Consider the following 21,899-nt stretch of genomic DNA (forward strand, 5'->3'; position numbering starts at 1 on the left):
TACCGGAAAGGCGGCCCCGCGCGGGTCAGTTCGCGCGGTCGGGGTGGGGGCTGCGTTCGCCGAGGCGCTTGACGACGAAGACGACGACGGCCAGGAGGACCAGGCCGAGGACGACCTTGGAGAGGATGCCCGCGTACTGCTCGACCAGGTGCCACTGGTCGCCGAGCAGGTAGCCGGCGAGTATCAGCACGGTGTTCCAGATGGCGCTGCCCAGCGTGGTGAGGCCGAGGAACACCAGCAGCGGCATCCGTTCGACGCCGGCCGGGACGGAGATGAGGCTGCGGAAGATGGGCACCATGCGCCCGAAGAAGACGGCCTTGGTGCCGTGCTTCTCGAACCACTCCTCGGTGCGCGTCAGGTCGGACGCCTTGACGAGCGGCATCCGGGCCCAGATGCGGCGCACGCGGTCGCGCCCGAGGAGCGCGCCGATCCAGTAGAGGGCGGCGGCGCCGACGACGGAGCCCAGGGTGGTCCAGAAGATCGCGAGGGGGAGGCTGAGTACGCCCTGCGCGGCGGCGAAGCCGGTGAGGGGAAGGATGACCTCGCTGGGGAGCGGGGGGAAGAGGTTCTCCAGGGCGATGGCCAGTCCGGCGCCGGGTCCGCCGAGGGTGTCGACGAGGCTGGTGGCCCATCCTGCGATGCCGCCGGGGGACTGGTCGGACGCGGAGAGGAGGACGGTCGTCACGGGGCACCTCGGGGTCGGTGGACGCGGCGGGCGGTCGTACGGCTACCCCCTGACCCTAAGGAGTGGTGCGCGGCAGCCGTACACCCGGTCTCCTCCGATTCCGGGAACGGGAGGTCGTACGGCCGCATCAGCCGATCGGTCGATGCCGCTTCGGGCGGAACGGGCGATGTGCGCGGGGGCGGCTCGACGCGATCCTGACGGGCATGGGGATCATCGAAGTGCAGGATGTCGCGAAGTCCTACGGGGGACGCCGCGTGGTCGACGGGGTGAGTTTCACCGTCGAGGAGGGCGAGATCTTCGGCGTCCTCGGCCCGAACGGCGCCGGGAAGACGACGACGGTCGAGTGCGTGGAGGGGCTGCGCGTTCCGGACGCGGGGACGGTGCGGGTGGCGGGGCTCGATCCGGTGGCGGACCACGACCGGGTGACGCGCCTTCTCGGGGCGCAGCTCCAGGAGAGCGAACTCCAGCCGAAGCTCACGGTGCGGGAGGCGCTGGAGCTGTACGCGGCGTTCCACGCCCGCCCGGCGGACCCGCTGGCGCTGGCCGAACGCCTGGGCCTGGAGGAGAAGCTGGGCACCCGTTTCGCCCAGCTGAGCGGTGGTCAGAAGCAGCGGCTGTTCATCGCCCTCGCGCTGATCGGCACCCCCCGGGTCGTCGTGCTGGACGAGTTGACCACCGGACTGGACCCGCGCGCCCGCCGGGACACCTGGCAGCTGATCGAGGAGGTGCGGGCGTCGGGGGTGACCGTGCTGCTGGTCACGCACTTCATGGAGGAGGCGCAGCGCCTGTGCGACCGGGTGGCGGTCATCGACCGCGGACGGCTCGCAGCGCTGGACACCCCGGCCGGGCTGATCGGCAGGGCGGCCGCGTCGACGGTCATCGCGTTCACGCCCTCACGCCCGCTGGAGGACGGCGAACTGGCCGCACTCCCCGACGCCGGCGCGGTGCGTGTCACGGCGGGCCGGGTCGAACTGACGGGCAGCGACGAGACGGTGAACGCCGTCGTCTCGCTGCTGGCCCGGCACAACATCACGGCACGGCATCTGCGGGTCACGGACGGCACGCTGGACGACGCCTTCCTCGACCTGACCGGGGCCGACGCGACCGGCTCCACGAGCAGCACGAGCCACACCGACCGCACCAGCCACACGAGCCGCACGGAGGCGCGAGGATGACCACGACGACCGCACCCGACGCCGCGCCGCCGGCTGCGCAGGCGGCGGCCCGGGCCGTCCTGCGCGCGGAGGCACGGCTGTTCCGCCGCGAGCCGGGCGCACTGTTCTGGATCGTGGCCTTCCCGTCCCTGCTGGTCACCGTCCTCGGCCTGATCCCGGGCTTCCGGGAGCCGGAAGCGTCGCTCGGCGGGCTGCGCGTCATCGACCTGTACGTGCCGGTGGCGGTGCTGCTGTCGATCGTGGTGGCCGGCGTGCAGACGCTGCCGGCGGTGCTCACCGGCTACCGCGAACGGGGCATCCTGCGGCGGCTGTCGGTCACTCCGGTCGACCCGAAGGCGCTGATCGGCGCCCAACTGGTCCTGCACGGGGTGGCGGTGCTGGCGGCCATCGTGCTGGCGCTGGCGGTCGGCCGGATCGCCTTCGGGGTTCCGCTGCCCGGGCAGCCGTTCGGGTACGCGCTCGCCGTCGTGTTCACCGCACTCGCCGGCACGGCAGCGGGCGGCACCATCGCCGCGCTCTCGCGCACCTCGAAGGCCGCGCAGACGATCGGCACGGTGGCGTTCTTTCCGGCGATGTTCTCCGCCGGGGTCTACCTTCCGGTGCAGACCATGCCGGACACGTTGCGGCAGGTCGTGGAACTGACGCCGTTCGGTGCGGCGTCCCAGGCGCTGCACGACACCGCGGGCGGGGGCTGGCCGCAGTGGTGGCAGCTGCTGGTGATCGCGCTGTGGGCGGGAGCCCTCTGGGCGGCCGCGGTCCGCTGGTTCCGCTGGGAGTGACGCGCGAGCGGAGTGACGCGGGAACGGGAGGCGGGCATGCTGGGCGTCATGGCCACGGAAACGGCGGGGGAGAGGACCGAGGGGGCGCGGCGGGCCGCCCCCGACCTCCCGGCCCTCGCGACGGGCGAGGGCTGGGAGAGGTTCTACCGCTGGGGCCCGTACGGCCTGCTGGGGCTGGCCGGGGTGCTGTCGGCGGCGACCGCGTCCGTGTTCCTGACGCCCGCCGAACGGTATGCGGGCGGTGCGCTGCTGGTGGCCGCGCTGGCCCTGGAGCTGTCCTGGTCGCGGTACGGGCGGCGGCCGGTCTCGGCGACGAGCTGCGGTTACTACGCCGCGCGCACCGTGCTGGGGTTCGCGATGAGCTGGCTGAACCCGTTCGCCGCGATCTACGCCCTGATCGGTTACTTCGACGGAGCGAGGCTGCTGCCGCCACGCTGGGTGCGGCCGGGCCTCTTCGCCACGGCCGTGACGATGGCCGGGTCGCAGTCCGGCGGGCTGCCGCCAGGATCGGCCACGCAGTGGGGGGTGTTCGGCGCGCTGTACCTGCTGAACGCCGGGCTCGGCCTCGTCTTCGGCCACCTCGGCGAGAAGGAGGCCGAGGAGGCGGCGGCCAAGGCCGCCACCATCGCCGAACTGGAACGCACCAACGCCCGCCTGGAGCAGGCCCTGCGGGAGAACGCGGGCCTGCACGCCCAGCTCCTCGTGCAGGCCCGCGAGGCCGGTGTCGCCGACGAACGGCGCCGGCTGGCGGCCGAGATCCACGACACCCTCGCCCAGGGCCTGACCGGCATCGTCACCCAGCTGCAGGTCGTCCGGGACGCCGACGATCCCGCCGTACGCCGTGCACATCTGGATCGTGCGCAGGCGCTGGCCCGGCACAGCCTCGGCGAGGCCCGCCGGTCGGTGCACGACCTGGCGCCGAGTGCGCTGGCGCAGGACGCGCTGCCCGCCGCGCTGGAGAAGGCGGTGGCCGGGTGGGGCGTGCAGGCCGGGGTGCGGGCGGAGTTCACCCTGACCGGGGCGGCGGAGAAGCTGCACGACGAGATCGAGGCGAGCCTGCTGCGCATCGCGCAGGAGAGCCTGGCCAACACCGCCCGGCACGCCGGGGCGTCCCGCGTCGGGGTGACGCTGTCCTTCATGGACGGCGAGGTCGTCCTGGACGTGCGGGACGACGGCTGCGGCTTCGATCCGGCGGCCGTGCCGCCGCGCACCCGGTCCGGCGGGTTCGGGCTGGCCGGCATGCGGGCCCGCGCGGAACGACTGGCCGGGCGCGTGGACGTCGAGTCGGAGCCGGGCCAGGGCACGGCGGTGTCGGCCCGCGTACCGTTGGTGCGCCATGACTGAGCGCCCGATCACGCTGCTTCTCGTCGACGACCACCCGGTGGTACGGGACGGGCTGCGCGGCATGTTCGAGGCGGCGGCCGGCACCGGAGCGGCGTCCACCGGCCCGGCCGCAGGCGCAGGCTCCGGGACGGCGGCGGGCTTCGAGGTGCTGGGCGAGGCGGCGAGCGGTGAGGAGGCCGTCGAACTGGCCGGCCGCCTGGACCCCGACGTGGTGCTGATGGACCTGCGGATGCCGGGCGGCGGCGGGGTCGCCGCGATCGCCGAGCTGGCCCGGCGCGGCTGCCGCAGCAAGGTCCTGGTGCTCACCACCTACGACACCGACTCCGACACGCTGCCCGCGATCGAGGCGGGCGCCACCGGCTACCTGCTCAAGGACGCGCCGCGCGACGAGCTGTTCACGGCCGTACGCGCCGCCGCGGCGGGCCGCAGCGTGCTGTCCCCGGCGGTGGCGTCACGGCTGGTGTCCCGGATGCGGGCGACGCACGGGAGCGGCGGGAACGGCGGGGACCGGGCAGGCACGGGCACGCCGCTCAGCGCCCGGGAGGGCGAGGTCCTGGCGCTGGTCGCGGCGGGCACCGCGAACCGCGAGATCGCACGCCGCCTCTTCATCAGCGAGGCCACGGTCAAGACGCACCTCACCCACCTGTACGCCAAGCTGGGCGTCAACGACCGGGCGGCGGCCGTGGCGGTGGGCTACGAGCGGGGCATCCTCGGCGGCGGCTCCCCCGCCCCGTAGGACGCGGGGCACGGCGGGGCGTTCACGTCTCCAGCACGGCGCGCAGCGAGGCGTGCAGGGCGGCGACGAACCGGTCGCGGACGTCGTCGGGCACGAGGTCCAGGGACAGGTACGGGTTGAGGTCCTCCAGCTCGACCAGCAGCAGCCCGCCGTCTGCCGTGCGGCAGGCGTCGACACGCTGGATGCCGTGGTCCAGGGTGTTCCAGTCCGCGAAGCGCTGGGCGAACTCGCGGTCGGCGCCGGTGGGTTCGTAGGGCCGCAGCTCCCAGCGGCGCTCGGGGTCCGGCGCGTGCAGGGCGTACTGGAGGACGCGGTCGACGAAGTAGAACGACACCTCGTAGCGGAAGTCGACGTGCGGCTGGACCAGCAGGGTGCCGTCGTCGAAGGCGAGGGAGTCCAGGTCGGCGTGGCCGAGGGTCTCCAGGCCGATGGAGTCGGCGCCGGCCTTCGGCTTGACGACGTAGCGGCGGGCCGCCGGGAGCCGTCCCAGGTCGGCGTGCCGGTCCACGGTGGGGATGACGGGGAAGCCCTCGGCGGCGAGGTCCACCAGGTACTGCTTGCCGGCCATGTCGCCCCGTCCGGTCAGCGGGTTGTGCACCCGCGCGCCGGTGCGCCGGGCGACGTCGCGGAAACGTTCGTACGCCTCCTGGTAGTGGATCACCGGGCCGCTGTTGCGGATCAGGCACAGGTCGAAGGCGTCCAGCAGCGCGGCGGCGTCCAGCGGGTGGCACAGCGCGACGTCGTACACGTCCCGGAGCTGTGCGGAGAGGCGGACGTCCTCGTCGCCGTAGCGGCGGCCGCGCGCCGGGTAGGTCAGGTCGCTGACGTACAGCAGGCGGGGACGTGCGAACGGTGCCGGCATGGTCCTCCCGGGTCGGGTGTGCTGCGGCCCAAGGTAGCCGGGAGGGGCCGGGACGACGCGCGGCCCCTCCCGGCGCTTGCGCGCCGGGAGGGGCCTTCGAAGGGTCAGCCGGTCCCGGACCGGGAATGGGCCGGGAACGGATCAGCCGGGAGGCTGGTTACTCGCCGTTGCCGTTGCCGGCACCGTTCTGCGAGAGGACCGGGATGCCGTCGCTCAGCAGGTGCGACAGCGGGTCGTCGCCGTCGACCTGGGTCGAGTTCTCGGTGCAGTTCTGGTTGTTCTGGCTGGTCAGCACGTCGTTGACGTTGACGCCGGCGATCAGGCCGAGGCCGTTCAGAACGTTGGTCTTGGTGACCGGCACCGCCACGCAGGGCTTGTTCAGCGAGCCGTTCACGAGCGCCATGTTCGGGCTCATGTGGCCACCGGTGGTGGTGTTGCCGTACACCTGATCCGACTTGTTGCCGTTCTGCGTGGTGACGTTCTCGTTGACGTCACCGACCGCCATCGCGGGGGCGGCCACGGCGCCGCTGGCGCCGACGACGGATGCGGCGACGGCGGCCGTCGCGAAAACCTTCTTGAGCACGAGTCTTTCCTTCCGGAGTGTGAAGTGCCCGTCAGACGGGGGTTGGTCAGTCGCCGTTGCCGTTGCCGGCACCGTTCTGCGACAGGACCGGGATGCCGTCGCTCAGCAGGTGCGACAGCGGGTCGTCGCCGTCGACCTGGGTCGAGTTCTCGGTGCAGTTCTGGTTGTTCTGGCTGGTCAGGATGTCGTTGACATTGACGCCGACGGCACCGATGCCGTTCAGAACGTTGGTCTTGGTGACCGGCACCGCGATGCACGGCTTGTTCAGCGAGCCGTTCACGAGCGCCATGTTCGGGCTCATGTGACCGCCGGTGGTGGTGTTGCCGTACACCTGCTTCGAGCCGTTGCCGTTCTGCGTGGTGACGTTCTCGTTGCCGTCACCGACGGCCATGGCGGGGGCGGCCACGGCACCGCTGGCGCCGACGACGGAGGCAGCGACGGCAGCGGTCGCGAAAACCTTCTTGAGCACGAGTCTTTCCTTCCGGATCATGGGGGTGCCCCGGTGCCGGAGCACTCTGGACAACTCCGGAGCCCCCGAGAGGTTGTTGCGGTTCACCCGTCCGGACGCGTTTGGACACCTATATGGACGATCTTCGCCCCGCAGGCCGTGACCCCCGGCGAGGAGCACAGAATGGGGGCATGACGACGCACACGGACGACGCCATGCCGGACTGGGAGAAGCGGTTCCGGGCACCCCGCGTGGGGCTGCCGGAGTGGGCGGAGGACGCGCCCGACCGTTCCCTGTTCGTCTCCAACGCCACCGGCACCTTCGAGCTGTACGCCTGGGACCGGGCCACCGGCACCCAGCGGCAGGCCACCGACCGGCCGAACGGCACCACGGACGGGGTGCTGACGCCCGACGGCGAGTGGATCTGGTGGTTCTCCGACACCGACGGCGACGAGTTCGGCGTGTGGATGCGGCAGCCGTTCGGCGGCGGCCCGGACGAGCCCGCCGCTCCCGGCCTGGAGCCGTCGTATCCCGCGGGCCTGGCGCTGGGCCGGGACGGCAGCGCGGTGGTCGGGCGCTCCACCGACGAGGAGGGTTCCACGCTGCACGTGGTGCGACCGGGCGCGGAGCCGGTGGAGATCTACCGGCACCAGGAGTCTGCCGGTGTCGGCGACCTCAGCCACGACGGCGACCTGATCGCGGTCGAGCACACCGAGCACGGCGACGCCATGCACTCGGCTCTGCGCGTGGTCCGCACCGACGGCGGCACCGTCGCCGAACTGGACGACAGCGAGGGCGGCACGAAGGAGCTGGGGCTGACCGTGCTGGGCTTCGCCCCGGCCGCCGGCGACTCCCGGCTCCTGGTCGGGCACCAGCGGCGCGGCCGCTGGGAGCCCATGGTGTGGGACCCGCTGACCGGCGCGACCACCGACCTGGACCTGGGCCTGCCAGGCGACGTGAGCGCCGAGTGGTATCCGGACGGCGGCGCGCTGCTCGTGGTGCACAGCCACCAGGCGCGGAGCGAGATGTGGCGGTGCACCCTGACCCCGGACGGGCTCGGCACGCCGGAGCGGGTGGAGACGCCGAAGGGGTCGGTGTCCGGGGCGACCGCCCGCCCGGACGGCTCGGTGGAGTACCTGTGGTCGTCGGCCGCCGAGCCGCCGCAGGTGCGGTCCACGACCGGCTCGGTCGTCCTGGACCCGCCGGGCATGAAGGCACCCGGCTCGGTCCCGGTGGAGGACGCCTGGGTGGAGAGCCCGGGCGGGCGGGTGCACGCTCTGGTGCAGCGCCCCGCGGGCGAGGGCCCGTTCCCCACGGTCTTCGACGTGCACGGCGGCCCGACCTGGCACGACAGCGACGCGTTCGCCGGCCAGCCCGCCGCCTGGGTGGACCACGGCTTCGCCGTGGTCCGGGTCAACTACCGCGGCTCCACGGGGTACGGCCGGGCCTGGACGGATGCGCTCAAGCACCGCGTCGGCCTGATCGAGCTGGAGGACATCGCGGCGGTACGCGACTGGGCGGTGGAGACCGGGCTCGCGGACCCGGATCGGTTGGTGCTGGCCGGCGGCTCGTGGGGCGGCTACCTGACGCTGCTCGGCCTGGGCACCCAGCCGGAGAAGTGGGCACTGGGCCTGGCCGCCGTCCCGGTCGCCGACTACGTCACCGCCTACCACGACGAGATGGAGGCGCTGAAATCCATGGACCGCACCCTGCTCGGCGGGACCCCGGAGGAGGTGCCCGAGCGGTACGCGGCCTCGTCGCCGCTGACGTACGTGGACGACGTGCGCGCGCCGGTGTACGTCTCGGCGGGGGTCAACGACCCGCGCTGCCCGATCCGGCAGGTGGAGAACTACGTCGAGCGGCTGAAGGCGCGCAGCCACCCGCACGAGGTGTACCGGTACGACGCCGGGCACGGCTCGCTGGTGGTGGAGGAGCGGATCAAGCAGCTCCGCTTGGAGATCGAGTTCGCCCAGCGGCACCTTCCGGGGCTTCCCGCGGCTCCGGCGTGACGCCTTCTCCGGGGCCCCCGCCCTCCCGGGACTCCCCGGATGCCGAGCCGCCCGCCGCCGGAGCGTTCTCCGGCGTACGGCGGCCCGTCGGGTCCTCCGGTGGGAGGCCGAGCGCGGCGTCGCGCGCCAGTTCTGCGTCCCGCCGGAAGAGCCGGAACCACATGAAGAGGACGAAGCCGACGAAAGCGAACCACTCGGCGGTGTATCCCAGGTTCTGGAACGCCTGGAGGTCCAGGCCGGTGCCGGCGGCCGCGACCGGCGGCACCGGCCGCAGCGGCGCCTCGGGCCGCTGCACGGTGATCCACGCGTCGCGCACGTCGTACGGCACCACGTTGACCAGCGCAGCGGCACTGATCATGCCGAGCTGCCCCTCGGGCAGGCCGCCCGCCGGGTGCACGCCGGCGCTGCCCTCGGTCTCGGAGACCTGCAGCACCCCGGCGACCGTCACCTCGCCCCCGGGGGGCGCCGGCACCTTCGCCGGGTCGGCGTCCCCGGGCAGCCAGCCGCGCACCACGGGCAGCGCGGGCCCGGAGTCCGTACGCAGCAGGGTCAGCACGTAGAACCCGCGCTCGCCGTCGACGCGGCGGTCCGGGACGAGCAGCGGACGGCCGGTGTCGTAGCGGCCGGTGGTCTCGGCGGTGCGGCCGACGGTCTCCGTGGTGAGCGGCAGCAGGTCGGCCAGCGGCTCGGGGGTGGCGTCGGCGGCCCGTTCGGCCGCCTTCTCCTGCTGCTGGTGGCTGTCGACGCGTGCCTCGAAGCGGCTGAGCTGCCAGGTGCCCATGAACAGGCAGACCGGGATCGCGAGGGCCACGAAGAGGTTGATCCCCCACCATCGCGGGGTCAGCAGGAACCGGTACACGCGTCAACGGTACGCGGCCTCAGGCCGCGGGCAGCACCCCGGTCCGGTAGACCGTGCCGGCGCAGGCGCCGTCGAGCTGCACGGGGTCCACGGCGGGCTCACCGGCCTCGGGGGTGTGGGACAACAACACCGCGGACGGGGGCACGGGCTCACCGCCGCCTCCCGTGGAGCCGCCGTCGGTCCCACCGGAGCCGGAACCACCGGCGTCCGAACCGCCGTCGCCGGACCCGCCGGAACCGGACCCGCCGGAACCGGACCCGCCGGAGCCCGAGCTGCCGGAACCACCGGTGCCAGGCTCTTCGGGCGTGCCGTCGCCGCCCTCGGCGCCGCCGCCGGAGGCGCCGGAGTCGACCACGTCACCGGAGCTGCCCATCGGCCGTGTGCCGCCCTGAGTACCGTCGCCGCCCTCGTCGGGAGGCGGCGTGGCCGGGGAACATCCGCTGCCGGCCGTCGGCACCCAGGCGAAGCGCACGACGTACGCGGCACCCGGTTCGAGCACCACCTCGTCGTCCACGGCGACCGGATCGGGCAGACCGGTGGCGACGTCGCCGCTGGTGTGGTCGACGACCTGAATCATGCTGCTGTCGGCCCTGCCCCGCGCCGTGGCCATCACGATGCCGCCGCCCTCGACCGTGCAGGAGTCCGCCGAGACGTTGACCACCCGGAACGAGCCGTAGACGTGGCCCTGCGCGTCGGGCGCCTCCTGGCGGCTCTCCGAGGCGCCGAGCTGTGCGCGGGTGCAGGTGGGCGAGACGGGTCCGAGGCTGCTGCTCGGGTTGGGGCCCGTGGAGGATCCGGTGGTGGGAGCGCCGGCGTCGCCGGTGTCGTGCCCCGCGCCGGAGTGTCCGCCGGCGGTGGTGTGGCCGCCGGCCGTGCCGTCGCCCTGGTTCACGCCGCCGCGCTGTTCGGCCGGCACGTGGTCCTGGGAATGGCCCGCGTTGCGCATGGGCTTGCCGACGCCCGGCACGAAGTCGGCGTGCAGCACGGTCGGCACGGCGACGCCGCAGGCGAGAACCGCTGCGGCGGCGCCCACCATCACGTTCCGCCGCCGGGCGCGGCGGGCGGGCACGGCGTGCTGGAGGTGCTCCAGTGTGCCGGTGGACGGTTCGATGTCGCGCACGCTGTCCTGCAGCAGTCGCCGCAGCGCGACCTCGTCCATGCCCTCGAGGTCGAGCGCGGCGCCGGAGTCTGCGTCTGCGTCTGCGTCTGCGTCTGCGTCTGCGTGACCCTCGCTGTCGGGGCCGCCGTCGGTACGGCCGGCTTCCGGGGCCGAAGCGTCGCCCCCCGGGCCCTCGTTCATGGCGGGCGCCTGCTCATCGGGCCGCTCGACCCGGTCTTCTCCGGCGCACTGCTCGGGGAAGGGCTCGGTGTGCTCCGCCGCGGCCTCGGGGGCGGCGTCGTCCGCTACCCGCCGGCCACCGTCGAACGGTTCGTGCGGGTCGAACGGGTCCTTCCGGTCGTGCGACGTGCTCATGCCGTCGCCTCCATGGCGACCCTGAGCGCGGCGATGCCGCGCGAGCCGTACGCCTTCACGGAACCGAGCGAGAGGCCGAGGACCTCGGCGACCTGCGCCTCTGTCATGTCGGCAAAATACCGCAGCACCAGGACCTCGCGCTGGCGCCGCTGGAGCCCGCGCAGCGCCTGCTTCAACTCGTCCCGCTCCATGCGGTCGTAGGCGCCCTCCTCGGCGCTGGCCATGTCCGGCATGGGCTTGGACAGCAGCTTCATGCCGAGAATGCGGCGGCGCAACGTGGACCTGGAGAGGTTCACCACGGTCTGCCGCAGGTAGGCCAGGGTCTTCTCCGGCTCGCGCACGCGCTTGCGGGCGGAGTGCACGCGGATGAACGCCTCCTGGACGACGTCCTCGCAGGAGGCGGTGTCGTCCAGCAGGAGCGCGGCGAGGCCGAGCAGGGAGCGGTAGTGCGTGCGGTAGGTCTCGGTGAGCTGATCGACGGTGGTGCCCAGGGTCATCGCCTCGTCAGCGCCTCCGCATCCGGACGCGACCCGCGCGGGAGTCGTCGCCGTCTGCGGCGCCGACCAGGGCGCCATCACGGGCATGCCTGCCGAGCCGGGGCGCCGCAGGCTGCGGACGCCGGGGCCGGGTGCTGTCGCGATTCCGAGTGCCTCTGCCACGCTGGTTGGACACGCATCCCCCCGTCAGGGTTGTACGCGGATACCCAGGCGTCGGGCAGGAGTGTGCATGCTCGGTGAAGTCCCATGCGTACCAGCCCCATCCCTCAAGTCCGCCGTCGTCCCGATCTCCAAGCGGCCCGGGGCTCCGGCGCCCGGTCGTCCGGGTCGGCGATGCACACAGGGACGCTCCCCGCCCACAGTCGGTTGCGGTGGCCGGGGGGTTCGATTCTCTTTCAACCAACGGCTGCTAGCTAGTGGCCTGAACCATCAACCGATCACAATTTCTTCACAGGAACCGGAACGGTGCACTCAGAACCGCACAGCGGGGCAAACCCATGCCGCATCACGGCTGTTCGCCCCGATCGGCCCCATCAACCCGGTCGGATACGGCTGGTCCGGTAGGTTCCCTCAGCCCGGAGATGCGACGAGTTCCGCGATCTGCACCGAGTTGAGCGCGGCCCCCTTGCGGAGGTTGTCGCCGCAGACGAAGAACTCCAGCGCCTGCGGGTCGTCCAGTGCGCGGCGCACCCGGCCGGCCCACGTCGGGTCGGTGCCGACCGCGTCCGCCGGGGTGGGGAACTCGCCCTCGCCGGGGGCGTCGCACAGCACGACACCCGGTGCGGCGGCGAGGATCTCGTGCGCCTGGGGGACGGTCACCTCGTTCTCGAACCGCGCGTGCACCGCGACGGAGTGCCCGGTGACCACCGACACGCGGACGCAGGTGACACTCACCGGGAGCTGCGGCATCCCGAGGATCTTGCGCGTCTCGGCGCGTACGGCCATCTCGTCGGTGGTCCAGCCGTCGGGCGTCCCAGCGCCCGCGAACGGGACGACGTTGAGGGCGATCGGCGCGGGGTAGGGGCCGCCGCCGGTCACGGCGCGGCGCACGTCGCCGGGCTTGGTGCCCAGGTCGGTGCCCGCGACCTCGGCGAGTTGCCGGCGCAGGGTGTCCACGCCCTCCCGGCCGGACCCGGAGACGGCCTGGTAGGTCGACAGCACCAGAGACTCCAGGCCCCACGCGGAGTGCAGTGCGCCGACCGCGACGATCAGCGCCAGCGTCGTGCAGTCGGGGGAGGCGACGATGCCGCGCGGCCGCACGCGGGCGGCGTGCGCGTTGATCTCGGGCACCACCAGCGGCACGTCGTCCTCTGCCCGGAACACCGCGGAGGAGTCGATCACCACCGCGCCCTTGGCGGCGGCGACCGGCGCCCACTGCGCGGCGGCGTCGTCCGGGAGGTGGAACAGCGCCACGTCGACGCCCTCCAGGGCCTCCTCGTCCAACGCCAGGACCTCGACCTCCTCGCCGCGCACGGGGAGCTTGCGGCCCGCGGACCGCGGGGACGCGAGGAGCCTGATCTCGCCCCACACGTCCCGCCGTTCGGACAGCAGGCCGCGCAGCACCGACCCGACGGCCCCGGTCGCGCCGAGCACCGCCAGGGTCGGTTCCCCGCCTGTCTTCACCGGGACCTCCCGGTCGTCCACGTCCGCCTCACGCGCCGGACCTGCCGTGCACCTGCCTCAGCGACCGGTGCCGCCGTAGACCACGGCCTCGTCGGTCTCGCTGTCGAGACCGAACGCGGTGTGCACCGCGACGACCGAGTCGTTGACGTCGTCCTCGCGGGTGACCACGGAAATGCGGATCTCGGAGGTGGAGATCAGCTCGATGTTCACGCCGGCATTGGACAGCGCCTCGAAGAAGGTCGCGGTGACACCGGGGTTGGTCTTCATGCCCGCGCCGACGAGGGAGATCTTGGCGATCTGGTCGTCGTAGCGGAGCGAGGCGTAGCCGATGCTGGTCTTGGCCTTCTCCAGCGCGGAGATGGCCTTCTTGCCGTCGGCCTTGGGGAGGGTGAAGGAGATGTCGGTCAGGCCGGTGGTCGCGGCGGACACGTTCTGCACGACCATGTCGACGTTGATCTCGGCCTCTGCGATCACCCGGAAGATGGCCGCGGCCTCACCCGGCTTGTCGGGCACCCCGACGACGGTGACCTTGGCCTCCGAGGTGTCGTGCGCGACACCCGAGATGAGGGCCTGTTCCACTGGCATTTCCCCTTGTCCGCTGTAGCCGCCCTGCGGCTCGCTGCTGACCCATGTGCCCTCCAGGCCGGAGAAGGACGACCGTACATGGATCGGGATGTTGTAGCGCCGCGCGTACTCGACGCAGCGGTGCAGCAGGACCTTGGAACCGGAGCTGGCCAGCTCCAGCATGTCCTCGTAGTTGATCCAGTCGATCTTCTTCGCCGACTTGACGACCCGGGGGTCGGCCGTGAACACGCCGTCCACGTCGGTGTAGATCTCGCAGACCTCGGCGTCCAGGGCGGCTGCCAGCGCCACCGCGGTGGTGTCCGAACCGCCGCGACCCAGGGTGGTGATGTCCTTGCTCTCCTGGGACACGCCCTGGAAGCCGGCGACGATCGCGATGTTGCCCTCGTCGACGGACGCCTGGATGCGTCCCGGGGTCACGTCGAGGATCCGCGCCTTGTTGTGCGCGGAGTCCGTGATCAGACCGGCCTGGCTTCCGGTGAAGGACTGCGCCTCGTGGCCGAGGGATTTGATCGCCATGGCCAGCAGAGCCATGGAGATGCGCTCTCCGGCGGTCAGCAGCATGTCGAACTCGCGCCCGTCCGCTACCGGGGACACCTCTCCAGCGAGATCGATCAGCTCGTCCGTCGTGTCGCCCATCGCAGAAACCACCACGACAACCTGGTTGCCGTTCTTCTTGGCTTCGACGATCCGCTTGGCAACGCGCTTGACGCCCTCGGCGTCGGCAACGGAGGAGCCGCCGTACTTCTGCACGACAAGGCCCACGTGTGCTCGCTCCTCGAGTCTCACCGGGGCTCATTTCGGCCGGAGCCCCGCGTTCGGCCCATTTTACCGAGCAGCCGGGATCCGACCGTCCGCTCTCACGCTGTGAGACCGCGCCCGGCCTGCCGTCGGCAGGCGGCCGCGCACACAGCGAACTGGACGAGTGCTCGTGTCTGACCCGCCCAGCGAAGGTTCACCTGCCCGATGCCCCCGCCCGCACACGGAAACGTGCGGCACCTCACATGTGGACCCGGCGTCGGCGCGCTGCGCCGAACGGGTGAAGGTTGCTCCCCTGCTCACGGAGCGCTATCGCGGGGCGGGTCCGGGGCCGCCGCCGCACCGCGCCCGTCAGCCGGGAACCGGGCCCGCATCCGCTCGCGCTGCACATCCCTCGGCGCACACGTTCCGTAACCTCGCGATGGGGAACGGTGACAGCGCGTCGCACGTTCCACACGGCGGACCATCATCGACGAGAGGACGGACGGCATGCCCCTGAAGGGTGAGTACGAGCCGAGCCCGGCGAAGTGGGTGCGGGACCAGGTCGAGCTGTACGAGAGTTCCGGCGGCACCAAGGGCACCACGATGAAGGGCCTGCCGGTCATCGTCCTGACCACGCGCGGCGCGAAGAGCGGCAAGATCCGCAAGACCCCGCTGATGAAGGTCGAACACGAGGGCGCCTACGCGGCCGTCGCCTCCGTCGGCGGTGCGCCCGACCACCCGCGCTGGTACCACAACATCGTCGCCGACCCGCGCGTCGAGCTCCAGGACGGCGCCGTCCTCCAGGACATGCACGCCCGCGAGGTCACCGGCGAGGAGAAGGCCGTCTGGTGGCGCCGCGCGGTCGAGGCGTTCCCGCCCTACGCCGAGTACCAGGAGAAGACCGACCGCGAGATCCCCCTCTTCGTCCTCGAGCGCGCCGACGCCCCGCACTGACGCCTGCCGTCCCGAGGCCCGCGGGGGAGCGGGCAACCCGCCCGCCGCTCCCCCGCGGGCCACGGCGTTCGGCGGTGCCGGAGAGCACGGCCGAAGGCACGTGGGGCGGGTGCCGGGCGGGACGCCGCGTGTTCAGTCCGGTGCGCCGGCGCCGGGGGCGAGGGCCGGGGGGACGTCGCCCGTCTCGAGGAGGGACTTGAGGGCGGTGAGGAGGGCGGGCCAGCCTTCCTGGATCATCCCGCGGACGGCGCTGCCGGGCTCGAAGCCGTCGTGGACGACGGTGAGCCGGACCAGGCCGTCCATGGGGGTGAGCTCGAAGGTCACCTTCGAGCGCTGCTCGGCGTTGAGCCGTTCCATGGCCTGGGTCCCGATGCCCACGGCCTGTGCCCACTCGGGCGTGAACGTGTGCCAGGTGTACGACAGCCGCCGGTTCGGCTCGGACTCCAGCACGACCTGCTCCGGGTCGGCGGTGGCGTGGCCGCGTTCGGCCCAGGTCATCTGCGAGCCGGGCTTCCAGTCCGTGCCGAACTCGACACCCCAGTAGCGGCGGGTGAACGCCGGGTCGGTCAGGGCCCGCCAGAGCTTCTCGGGCGTGGTGGCGATGTAGGTGGTGTAGACGAACGCGTCGCCGGTGTCGTCGCGGTTCATGCCGGGGGCCTCCAGTGCGGTCTTCAGATCGGCGAGCGCCTGCGCCCGCTCGCGGTCGTAGCGGCTGATCCAGCGGTCGGCGAGGGCGTTGATCGGCTCGGCGTTGAGGTGGTGCAGCTTCTCCCTGCCGCGCCGGAGCGTGGTGATCAGACGGGCGTCCTCCAGCACGGCCAGGTGCTTGCTGACCGACTGGCGGGTCATGTCCAGCTCCGCGCACAGCTCGCGCAGGCTCTGCCCGTTCCGGGCGTTGAGACTGTCGAGCAGCCGGCGCCTGCCGGGGTCCGCCAGCGCCTTGAAGACCTCGTCGTCCATCCCCACCGAGCCTCCATTCATGCAACCGTGCGGCTGCATATTTGACGATAGGCAGCCACTCGGCTGCACGTCAAGGTGAGCCCGCGGCGGGCGGCGGCCGGGAAAACGGCTGGCCCCGGGCCACCCCGCGCTGGGATGGTGCGCCCCGTACGCGAGCCGACGTGAGCGGCACGAGGACGGAGGAAGGGCACGTGAAGCGGAGCGGAGAAGCCGAGACGGCCGATCGGTGGTTGCTGCGCCTCGCCTTCGCGGCCTTCGCCCTGCTGGGCGCGCAGGCCGGGGTGTGGGCGGTGCTGCTCGCCGACCTGGCCCGGGTGACCGGCACGGACGCGCCCCGCCTCGGCGCCGCGCTGACCGCGCTGGCCTGCATCGCCGTGCCGTCCGTCCTCGTCTCCGGGCGGATCGTCGACCGCCTGGGCCGGCGTACGGGTGTCGTGGTCGGCTGCACCGGCTCCGGGCTGGCCTTCGCCGCGCTGAGCACGGTCGGTTCGTACGGCGCGATGATCGGGCTTTTCCTGCTCTTCGGGGTGCTGTGCAGCCTGTACGACGTAGTGGTCAACGTGCTCGGCGGCGACTACGAGCGCCGCACCGGGCGGGTGATGATGCCGCGCCTCCACGCGGTGTTCAGCGGTGCGGGGGCCGCGGGGGCGCTCGCGGCGGCGGCGACGGTCGGCCTCGGCGGCGGCCACCGTGCGGTGTTCGTCGCCACCGGCGGGCTGCTGGTGCTGCTCGGCCTCGCGGGATCCGCCGTGCCCCTGCCGCCGCCCCCCGCGGCGGACGACGCCGAGGCCGGCGCGGCCGAGGAGTCCGACGACCGGGAGCAGCGGCCGGGGCGGCGCGGGCTGCTCGCCGTCCTCGCCCTGCCCGGCGTGGGGCGGCCGCCGCGATCGTCACGCTCCAGTTCTTCAACGACGGCGCCGTCGAGGGCTACAGCTCCCTCTACCTGCGCCAGGTACTGGATGCCGGAGTGCTGGTCGGCGGAGTCGGCATCGGCGCCTTCCATCTGGCGACGATGACCGGACGCCTGGTCGCCGACCGGTTGATCGGCGCGTTCGGCGAGGGGCGCGTGGTGGCCGGTGGCGGCGTGATCGCGGCCGCCGGTTTCGTCCTCGCGCTGAGCACGGACCGCGCACCGCTCGTCGTGGCCGGGCTCCTCCTCGCCGGGGTCGGCGCGGCGCCGCTCGTGCCGATCGCGTACTCACTCGCCGCCCGGCGCAGCGGCGCCCGGAGCGGGGCGGCCGCGTCACTGGTGACCGCGTGCGGCTACGTCTCCTTCGTCGCCGCACCGGCCGTGATCGGCGCTCTCTCCGCGGCGGCCGGCCTGCGCCGGGCACTGCTCTGCCTGATCGTGAGCGCCGCCCTCATCGCGCTGGTCGGCGGCCGGGCCCGGCACCTGCGCGGCGGCGGGGGCGACCGGCCCGCGCCGGTCCCGGAGCCGGGTGGCGAGCGCGCGTCCCGTTGACGGAGCGCCCGGGCACTCCGCAGGGCCTACGCCCAGGGGAGGAGTGCGACACGCAATGTGGCGGATTGTCCGGAGGGAACCGGGGCGCGACGCTGGAGGCGTACACGGTCACCGGAAGGACACGTCATGCCCGTGCAGCTCAACCACACGATCGTCGCCGCCACAGACAAGGAGCGGTCCGCGCGGTTCCTCGCCGGCCTGCTCGGCCTGGAGGTGCAGCCGCAGTACGGGCCGTTCCTGCCGGTCGTCACGGAGAACGGCGTCGCGCTGGACTACGCCGACGCCGGGGACCGTCCCGTGACGCCGCAGCACTACGCGTTCCTCGTCTCGGAGGACGAGTTCGACGCGATCTTCGCGCGTATCAAGGACGCGGGACTCACCTACTACGCCGACCCGTTCCACCACCGGGTGAACGAGATCAACCACCACGACGGCGGACGCGGCGTCTACTGGGAGGACCCGGACCGGCACAACATGGAGATCATCACCCGCCCCTACGGCGGCTGAGGCCACCGGCCCGGCAACGCGTCGGGCCCGTGGGTGCGCACCGGTGCGCACCCACGGGCCCTCGGCCGGAGCTCGTCAGGTCAGGTCACGCTGTTCAGCGGACCGTCCTGAAGCCCTTGTCGGCCGCCGGCGCGAAGCCGAAGGCGAAGTTCTGGTCGACCCGGTACGCCTCGTTGGCGTTCGGGTACGCGTTGGTGCACGACGGGCCGGGGCCGCCGCCGGACATCAGCTCGCTGCACGGGCCGGAGTAGTTGTCCGGCAGACCGAGCACGTGGCCGGTCTCGTGCGCGACGACACGGAGCGGGTCGTAGACCTGGTTCTGCTGGTAGTCGAGGAAGACGTACCCGTGGCCGCGCCCGTCGGTGTAGGCGTAGCTGCCGCGGGGGTCGTTGCCCTCGTAGTAGTCGAAGTCCGCGCCGGAGGAGACCTCGACGAGCGTGACGTTGCTGACCGCCGCGTTCCAGATCTGGGCGCTGCGGTCGATCTCGTAGTTGAACGAGGGGGCCTGGTCGTCGTCGTAGGTGACGGTGACGGCCTGGATGCCGGGCTCGGCGGCCTGGCGCTGCTCCGCCTTCTTCATGATGGCGTCGAAGAAGGCCTTGCTCTGCGCGCGCTGTTCGGCGCTGACGCCCTCGCCGGTGTAGGCGGCGAAGGTTCCCTCACCCTGGGGCGCCGGTGCGGCGGCGACCGAGGTGGCGGGGACGGCGGCCATCGTCGCGGCGGCCAGACCCAGTCCGAGTGCGGCGGACAGGGCCTTCACGGTGCGGGCCGAACGTCTGTAGCGGCTCATGCGGGGGATCCTCTCGTCGAGCGCGAGCCGCGACCGCCGAGTGGGTGGGGCTGTGGGGCGGCGGCCGAACCTCGCGCTGGAACGTGATGTCCCGGCGAGTGTGCGGCCGGTCACATCCGCGAGGGGAGATGTCAGGCGGTCATAGCCCGCACCAATCACCGCCCGGCGCGGGTGCGTCGGGTCGCTGGGGCCAACGACGCCCGACGGCGCGCGCTACTGCCCGGAAACGGACGGGAACTGGGACAGCAGCTGCGCTCGGTCCTGACCGGAGGCGAGGAGGCCGGCCCAGGATCCGTCGACGAAGTGCAGACGGGAATTCGCCATGTGCGGCCATTTCTCCTCCCTCTCCAGGCTCTCGGCGCTGCGGACGTGCTCGCGCGGCAGCGACCAGCCGACTTCGGAGCCGAGGTCCCCGACGTAGACGAGATGGACCCCGAGCGACCCACCTCGAGGTACTTCCGCACGTCGGCGTCGCACGCAGCCAGCAGCCCGCCCGCCGCGTGGCTGCGCCAACCACCGCGAAGCGGCCTGCGCTTGCGGTGGAGGGTGAGCGAGTCGGCGAATGCGCCGTAGAGGACCTGCGGCACATCGGTCGCCCAGATGATGATCAGGACCAGCCGACCCCACCAGGGTGGGGCCTGCTTCCGCCGCTTCACCGCCACCGTCGGCTCAGGCCTCCGCCTCTTCGGCACCCTCCGCGCGTCGATCCCGGACGACACCTGCACGACGGCCACGGGTGCATCGACGTGGCACAGGGCCGCACCGACCTGCGCAGCCACCTCCTGGTCTGCTTCCGCCCCGTCGCCCCGCATGGTCCCTGCCTCGGCACCCCTCACCCCCGGCTCACCTGTCCGTGGTCGCGGGAAACTGGGACAGCAACTGCTGCCACGCCGGACCGATGACGACGAGGTCGCCCCAGGATCCGTCAGTGAAGTGGAAGCGGAGCGTGGCCTTGTGCGGCATTCCGCCTTCCCCTTCGAGGTGCTCGACACCGCGCACCTTCTCCCGCGTCACGGACCAGCCCGTCTCCGAGCCCAGCTCGCCGACGTACACGAGATGCAGCCCGACTTGGCCCGACACCAGGAGGCGACGGGTCGCGGCCTTGTGCGCCGCGAGAAGTGACCCGGCGATACTTCCCCAGCCGCCGCGCAGTGCACGCTTCCGCCAGAAGGACAGCCTGCTCACGAGCCAGTCGTAGATCGTCCCGATGGGGTCGCTGAGGTAGTAGACGGGCGTGACGACGAAGGAGAAGACCCGGTCCCCGAAAGTCTTCTTCCGCTTCCGGATCACCGACGGGTTCGGCCATCGGCGGCGCGGTGGTGTTCTCACGCGCTGCGAAACACTGCTGAGGCCGAAGACCACCGGCCGGTCCACGCCCGCCAATGCCTTTTCGATCTGGTGGCCGAAATCCTGCGCGCTCTGATCGGTCTTTTCGCTCATCACACTCTCTGCTCAACCATCAGCCGAAGTCGTTCTCAACCTTCTGTTTGGGCGAGAGCCCGTCGTTCATACGGTCTTCGAACCTGCTCGATTCATCCTGCGGGAGGGGCTGTTTCGGCGCGACGCCGGGGGCTCCCTCGGGGCCGTAGGTCGCATAGCCCTCCTTGATCACGTCACCGGTCTCGACACCGAGCAGCGGGTACACGACTTCCTTCTTCACCGTGCGCTTCGCCAGCCAGTACGCGCCCGCGTCCCGCAGATCGCTCATCGAGCCACCCTCGATGTCGTCGAACTTCCCGCGATAGCGCTTGAGCGCGTTGCGGTGACTCATCGGGTTCTTCTTGTCGTTGAAGGCCCTGAGTGTCCTGCGCAGCTTCGCCATCTTGCGCAGCGCCTGCATCCGCTTCGCCAGGTCGGACAGCGTGTCGGCCAGCTTGGCCGTGATGCGGACGGCCTTCATCGCCTTGTGCGCGACCCCCGCGGCGGTGACCAGGGGGCCGATGACGGCGGCCGCCCCCGCCGTGAGAAAGGACAGGACGGCCGTCGTCGCGGCCGCCGCGATGACGGCCTGGACGATCTCCACGATCAGGTCGATCATCAGCTGCTCGGCCTCGGCGCAGGCCTCCGCCGCCAGTTGCAGCAGGTCGGCGATCTGATCCATGTCGTCGGCCTCGCCCGAGAGGGCGTCCTCGTAGGCGCCCATCTGGTCGTGGAAGGCGTCCGCGGCCTCCCCGGCCCACTTGCCGTTCAGGCGCTTGCGCTCGAACTTGAGGTCGTCGACGACTCCGCGCAGGTCGCGGGCGGCTTCGCGGTAGTCCCCGGCGACCTCCATGAGCCGTTCGTTGTCGCCGGACACCTTCTCCAGGTCGTCCTCGAGTCCGAACTGCGCGATGATCCCGCGCACCGCTTCGTCCAGTACGTCGGAGAACGGCCCGGAGATGCTGATCCCGAGCTTGCCGAGTAGGTCCATCACCGACCGCCGAAGGTCACGTCGACGTCGTCCTCGGTCCGGTCGTACGCCTTGGCGGTGTCCTTCACCGCGTCCACGAGGTCCTCCAGCGTGGAGGCCGCGTCCTTGAGGTCTTCCAGCCCGTCGGTGCGCTGCTTCTCGTAGTCGGTCGCCAGGTCGTCCGACTCGGGGAGCTTCCCGAAGGCCCCGGGCGACAGCGTCACCCCGTCGATCCTGTTGCGGATGCGCCGGATCCGCTCGACTTCCTTGCCCACGTTCCTCGCGTAGGTCCGCAGAGCCTCAGGCTCCACCTCGAACTGCGCAGACACCGTTGCTCCCCCGTCGCCCTGTTCCGGTCGTCATGCCCGACGCTAGACGGCCCGTCGGGGCGAAGAGGCGACGGTCATGTGCGGATACCGTCACAATCCGCGGAACACGGC

Annotated in this window: 23 protein-coding genes; 9 read left to right on the top strand and 14 right to left on the bottom strand. The window is 72.2% G+C overall.

Annotated elements, in window-relative coordinates:
* Positions 1–25: 25 nt before the first annotated feature.
* The gene (locus E4198_RS11480; RefSeq protein ID WP_136183067.1) at positions 26–685 is read right to left on the bottom strand and encodes a DedA family protein; all 660 of its coding nucleotides are present in this window, start codon (positions 683–685) and stop codon (positions 26–28) included.
* Between the two features lie 203 nt (positions 686–888).
* On the opposite strand from E4198_RS11480, the gene E4198_RS11485 reads away from it, so the two are divergent.
* Genes E4198_RS11485 through E4198_RS11500 form a run of 4 tightly spaced genes read left to right on the top strand, consistent with a single transcriptional unit; the run spans position 889 to position 4,719 of the window.
* The gene (locus tag E4198_RS11485) at positions 889–1,860 is read left to right on the top strand and encodes an ABC transporter ATP-binding protein (RefSeq protein WP_136183068.1); all 972 of its coding nucleotides are present in this window, start codon (positions 889–891) and stop codon (positions 1,858–1,860) included.
* Complete coding sequence (locus E4198_RS11490) at positions 1,857–2,639, top strand: ABC transporter permease (protein WP_136183069.1); 783 nt, start codon at positions 1,857–1,859, stop codon at positions 2,637–2,639. Before E4198_RS11485 ends, E4198_RS11490 begins: the two co-directional genes overlap by 4 nt.
* 48 nt (positions 2,640–2,687) lie before the next feature.
* Positions 2,688–3,983: a sensor histidine kinase gene (locus E4198_RS11495; RefSeq protein ID WP_136183070.1), complete on the top strand. Its 1,296-nt coding sequence runs from the start codon at positions 2,688–2,690 to the stop codon at positions 3,981–3,983.
* On the top strand, positions 3,976–4,719 hold the full coding sequence (locus tag E4198_RS11500; RefSeq protein ID WP_027765284.1) for a response regulator transcription factor: 744 nt from the start codon (positions 3,976–3,978) through the stop codon (positions 4,717–4,719). Before E4198_RS11495 ends, E4198_RS11500 begins: the two co-directional genes overlap by 8 nt.
* A 22-nt stretch (positions 4,720–4,741) precedes the next feature.
* Here the strand turns inward: E4198_RS11500 and E4198_RS11505 are convergent, their stop codons facing one another.
* The 3 genes from E4198_RS11505 to E4198_RS11515 all read right to left on the bottom strand — a co-directional run bounded on the left by E4198_RS11505 (position 4,742) and on the right by E4198_RS11515 (position 6,633).
* Positions 4,742–5,581, bottom strand: coding sequence for a hypothetical protein (locus E4198_RS11505; protein WP_136183071.1), 840 nt, complete (start codon positions 5,579–5,581; stop codon positions 4,742–4,744).
* A 157-nt stretch (positions 5,582–5,738) separates the two neighbouring features.
* Positions 5,739–6,164 (bottom strand): rodlin, encoded by a 426-nt coding sequence (locus E4198_RS11510; RefSeq protein ID WP_136183072.1) that lies wholly within the window; start codon positions 6,162–6,164, stop codon positions 5,739–5,741.
* A gap of 46 nt (positions 6,165–6,210) precedes the next feature.
* Complete coding sequence (locus tag E4198_RS11515; RefSeq protein WP_136183073.1) at positions 6,211–6,633, bottom strand: rodlin; 423 nt, start codon at positions 6,631–6,633, stop codon at positions 6,211–6,213.
* 194 nt (positions 6,634–6,827) lie between these two features.
* On the opposite strand from E4198_RS11515, the gene E4198_RS11520 reads away from it, so the two are divergent.
* Complete coding sequence (locus E4198_RS11520; RefSeq protein ID WP_136185325.1) at positions 6,828–8,621, top strand: prolyl oligopeptidase family serine peptidase; 1,794 nt, start codon at positions 6,828–6,830, stop codon at positions 8,619–8,621.
* On the opposite strand, the gene E4198_RS11525 is transcribed toward E4198_RS11520, so the two are convergent.
* From E4198_RS11525 to E4198_RS11545, 5 genes are all read right to left on the bottom strand, one after another.
* Complete coding sequence (locus E4198_RS11525; protein WP_136183074.1) at positions 8,551–9,480, bottom strand: SURF1 family protein; 930 nt, start codon at positions 9,478–9,480, stop codon at positions 8,551–8,553. The two genes, E4198_RS11520 and E4198_RS11525, sit on opposite strands and share 71 nt — an antisense overlap.
* Before the next feature lie 19 nt (positions 9,481–9,499).
* Entirely contained in the window at positions 9,500–10,954 is a 1,455-nt protein-coding gene (locus tag E4198_RS11530; RefSeq protein WP_136183075.1) for a hypothetical protein, read from the bottom strand.
* A complete protein-coding gene (locus E4198_RS11535) occupies positions 10,951–11,538 on the bottom strand; it encodes a SigE family RNA polymerase sigma factor (RefSeq protein ID WP_136185326.1) in 588 nt (195 codons plus the stop codon). The genes E4198_RS11530 and E4198_RS11535 overlap by 4 nt, the downstream gene beginning before the upstream one ends.
* 483 nt (positions 11,539–12,021) lie before the next feature.
* Positions 12,022–13,074 carry an aspartate-semialdehyde dehydrogenase gene (locus E4198_RS11540; protein WP_136183076.1) on the bottom strand — a complete coding sequence of 351 codons (1,053 nt, stop codon included), beginning with the start codon at positions 13,072–13,074 and terminating at the stop codon, positions 12,022–12,024.
* Positions 13,075–13,131: 57 nt separating this feature from the next.
* Positions 13,132–14,421 (bottom strand): aspartate kinase, encoded by a 1,290-nt coding sequence (locus E4198_RS11545; RefSeq protein ID WP_027765291.1) that lies wholly within the window; start codon positions 14,419–14,421, stop codon positions 13,132–13,134.
* Between the two features lie 483 nt (positions 14,422–14,904).
* Between E4198_RS11545 and E4198_RS11550 the strand changes: the two genes are divergently transcribed.
* On the top strand, positions 14,905–15,351 hold the full coding sequence (locus E4198_RS11550; RefSeq protein WP_136183077.1) for a nitroreductase family deazaflavin-dependent oxidoreductase: 447 nt from the start codon (positions 14,905–14,907) through the stop codon (positions 15,349–15,351).
* 132 nt (positions 15,352–15,483) lie between these two features.
* Here the strand turns inward: E4198_RS11550 and E4198_RS11555 are convergent, their stop codons facing one another.
* Positions 15,484–16,311: a metalloregulator ArsR/SmtB family transcription factor gene (locus E4198_RS11555; RefSeq protein ID WP_136183078.1), complete on the bottom strand. Its 828-nt coding sequence runs from the start codon at positions 16,309–16,311 to the stop codon at positions 15,484–15,486.
* 191 nt (positions 16,312–16,502) lie between these two features.
* Here E4198_RS11555 and E4198_RS11560 point away from each other — a divergent pair, with 191 nt between their 5' ends.
* From E4198_RS11560 to E4198_RS11570, 3 genes are all read left to right on the top strand, one after another.
* Positions 16,503–17,327 carry an MFS transporter gene (locus tag E4198_RS11560; RefSeq protein ID WP_168711418.1) on the top strand — a complete coding sequence of 275 codons (825 nt, stop codon included), beginning with the start codon at positions 16,503–16,505 and terminating at the stop codon, positions 17,325–17,327.
* Complete coding sequence (locus E4198_RS11565; RefSeq protein ID WP_348771323.1) at positions 17,255–17,773, top strand: MFS transporter; 519 nt, start codon at positions 17,255–17,257, stop codon at positions 17,771–17,773. The genes E4198_RS11560 and E4198_RS11565 overlap by 73 nt, the downstream gene beginning before the upstream one ends.
* Before the next feature lie 126 nt (positions 17,774–17,899).
* Positions 17,900–18,280: a VOC family protein gene (locus E4198_RS11570; RefSeq protein ID WP_136183081.1), complete on the top strand. Its 381-nt coding sequence runs from the start codon at positions 17,900–17,902 to the stop codon at positions 18,278–18,280.
* 94 nt (positions 18,281–18,374) lie between these two features.
* Here E4198_RS11570 and snpA read toward each other — a convergent pair whose 3' ends face one another.
* From snpA to E4198_RS11590, 4 genes are all read right to left on the bottom strand, one after another.
* The gene (gene snpA, locus E4198_RS11575) at positions 18,375–19,070 is read right to left on the bottom strand and encodes a snapalysin (RefSeq protein WP_136183082.1); all 696 of its coding nucleotides are present in this window, start codon (positions 19,068–19,070) and stop codon (positions 18,375–18,377) included.
* Positions 19,071–19,913: 843 nt separating this feature from the next.
* On the bottom strand, positions 19,914–20,510 hold the full coding sequence (locus E4198_RS11580) for a hypothetical protein (protein WP_136183083.1): 597 nt from the start codon (positions 20,508–20,510) through the stop codon (positions 19,914–19,916).
* A gap of 19 nt (positions 20,511–20,529) precedes the next feature.
* Positions 20,530–21,480 carry a WXG100 family type VII secretion target gene (locus tag E4198_RS11585; RefSeq protein ID WP_247597905.1) on the bottom strand — a complete coding sequence of 317 codons (951 nt, stop codon included), beginning with the start codon at positions 21,478–21,480 and terminating at the stop codon, positions 20,530–20,532.
* The gene (locus E4198_RS11590; protein WP_136183085.1) at positions 21,480–21,788 is read right to left on the bottom strand and encodes a type VII secretion target; all 309 of its coding nucleotides are present in this window, start codon (positions 21,786–21,788) and stop codon (positions 21,480–21,482) included. The genes E4198_RS11585 and E4198_RS11590 overlap by 1 nt, the downstream gene beginning before the upstream one ends.
* Positions 21,789–21,899: the final 111 nt, after the last annotated feature.

Source organism: Streptomyces sp. RKND-216, from assembly GCF_004795255.1.
Classification (GTDB): domain Bacteria; phylum Actinomycetota; class Actinomycetes; order Streptomycetales; family Streptomycetaceae; genus Streptomyces; species Streptomyces hazeniae.

Coding starts and splice junctions, on each gene's coding strand:
- E4198_RS11485 (WP_136183068.1), top strand. CDS start 889: ATGGGGATCATCGAAGTGCAGGATGTCGCGAAGTCCTACGGGGGACGC.
- E4198_RS11490 (WP_136183069.1), top strand. CDS start 1,857: ATGACCACGACGACCGCACCCGACGCCGCGCCGCCGGCTGCGCAGGCG.
- E4198_RS11495 (WP_136183070.1), top strand. CDS start 2,688: ATGGCCACGGAAACGGCGGGGGAGAGGACCGAGGGGGCGCGGCGGGCC.
- E4198_RS11500 (WP_027765284.1), top strand. CDS start 3,976: ATGACTGAGCGCCCGATCACGCTGCTTCTCGTCGACGACCACCCGGTG.
- E4198_RS11505 (WP_136183071.1), bottom strand. CDS start 5,581: ATGCCGGCACCGTTCGCACGTCCCCGCCTGCTGTACGTCAGCGACCTG.
- E4198_RS11520 (WP_136185325.1), top strand. CDS start 6,828: ATGCCGGACTGGGAGAAGCGGTTCCGGGCACCCCGCGTGGGGCTGCCG.
- E4198_RS11530 (WP_136183075.1), bottom strand. CDS start 10,954: ATGAGCACGTCGCACGACCGGAAGGACCCGTTCGACCCGCACGAACCG.
- E4198_RS11535 (WP_136185326.1), bottom strand. CDS start 11,538: ATGCCCGTGATGGCGCCCTGGTCGGCGCCGCAGACGGCGACGACTCCC.
- E4198_RS11550 (WP_136183077.1), top strand. CDS start 14,905: ATGCCCCTGAAGGGTGAGTACGAGCCGAGCCCGGCGAAGTGGGTGCGG.
- E4198_RS11555 (WP_136183078.1), bottom strand. CDS start 16,311: ATGGACGACGAGGTCTTCAAGGCGCTGGCGGACCCCGGCAGGCGCCGG.
- E4198_RS11570 (WP_136183081.1), top strand. CDS start 17,900: ATGCCCGTGCAGCTCAACCACACGATCGTCGCCGCCACAGACAAGGAG.
- snpA (WP_136183082.1), bottom strand. CDS start 19,070: ATGAGCCGCTACAGACGTTCGGCCCGCACCGTGAAGGCCCTGTCCGCC.
- E4198_RS11580 (WP_136183083.1), bottom strand. CDS start 20,510: ATGAGCGAAAAGACCGATCAGAGCGCGCAGGATTTCGGCCACCAGATC.
- E4198_RS11585 (WP_247597905.1), bottom strand. CDS start 21,480: ATGGACCTACTCGGCAAGCTCGGGATCAGCATCTCCGGGCCGTTCTCC.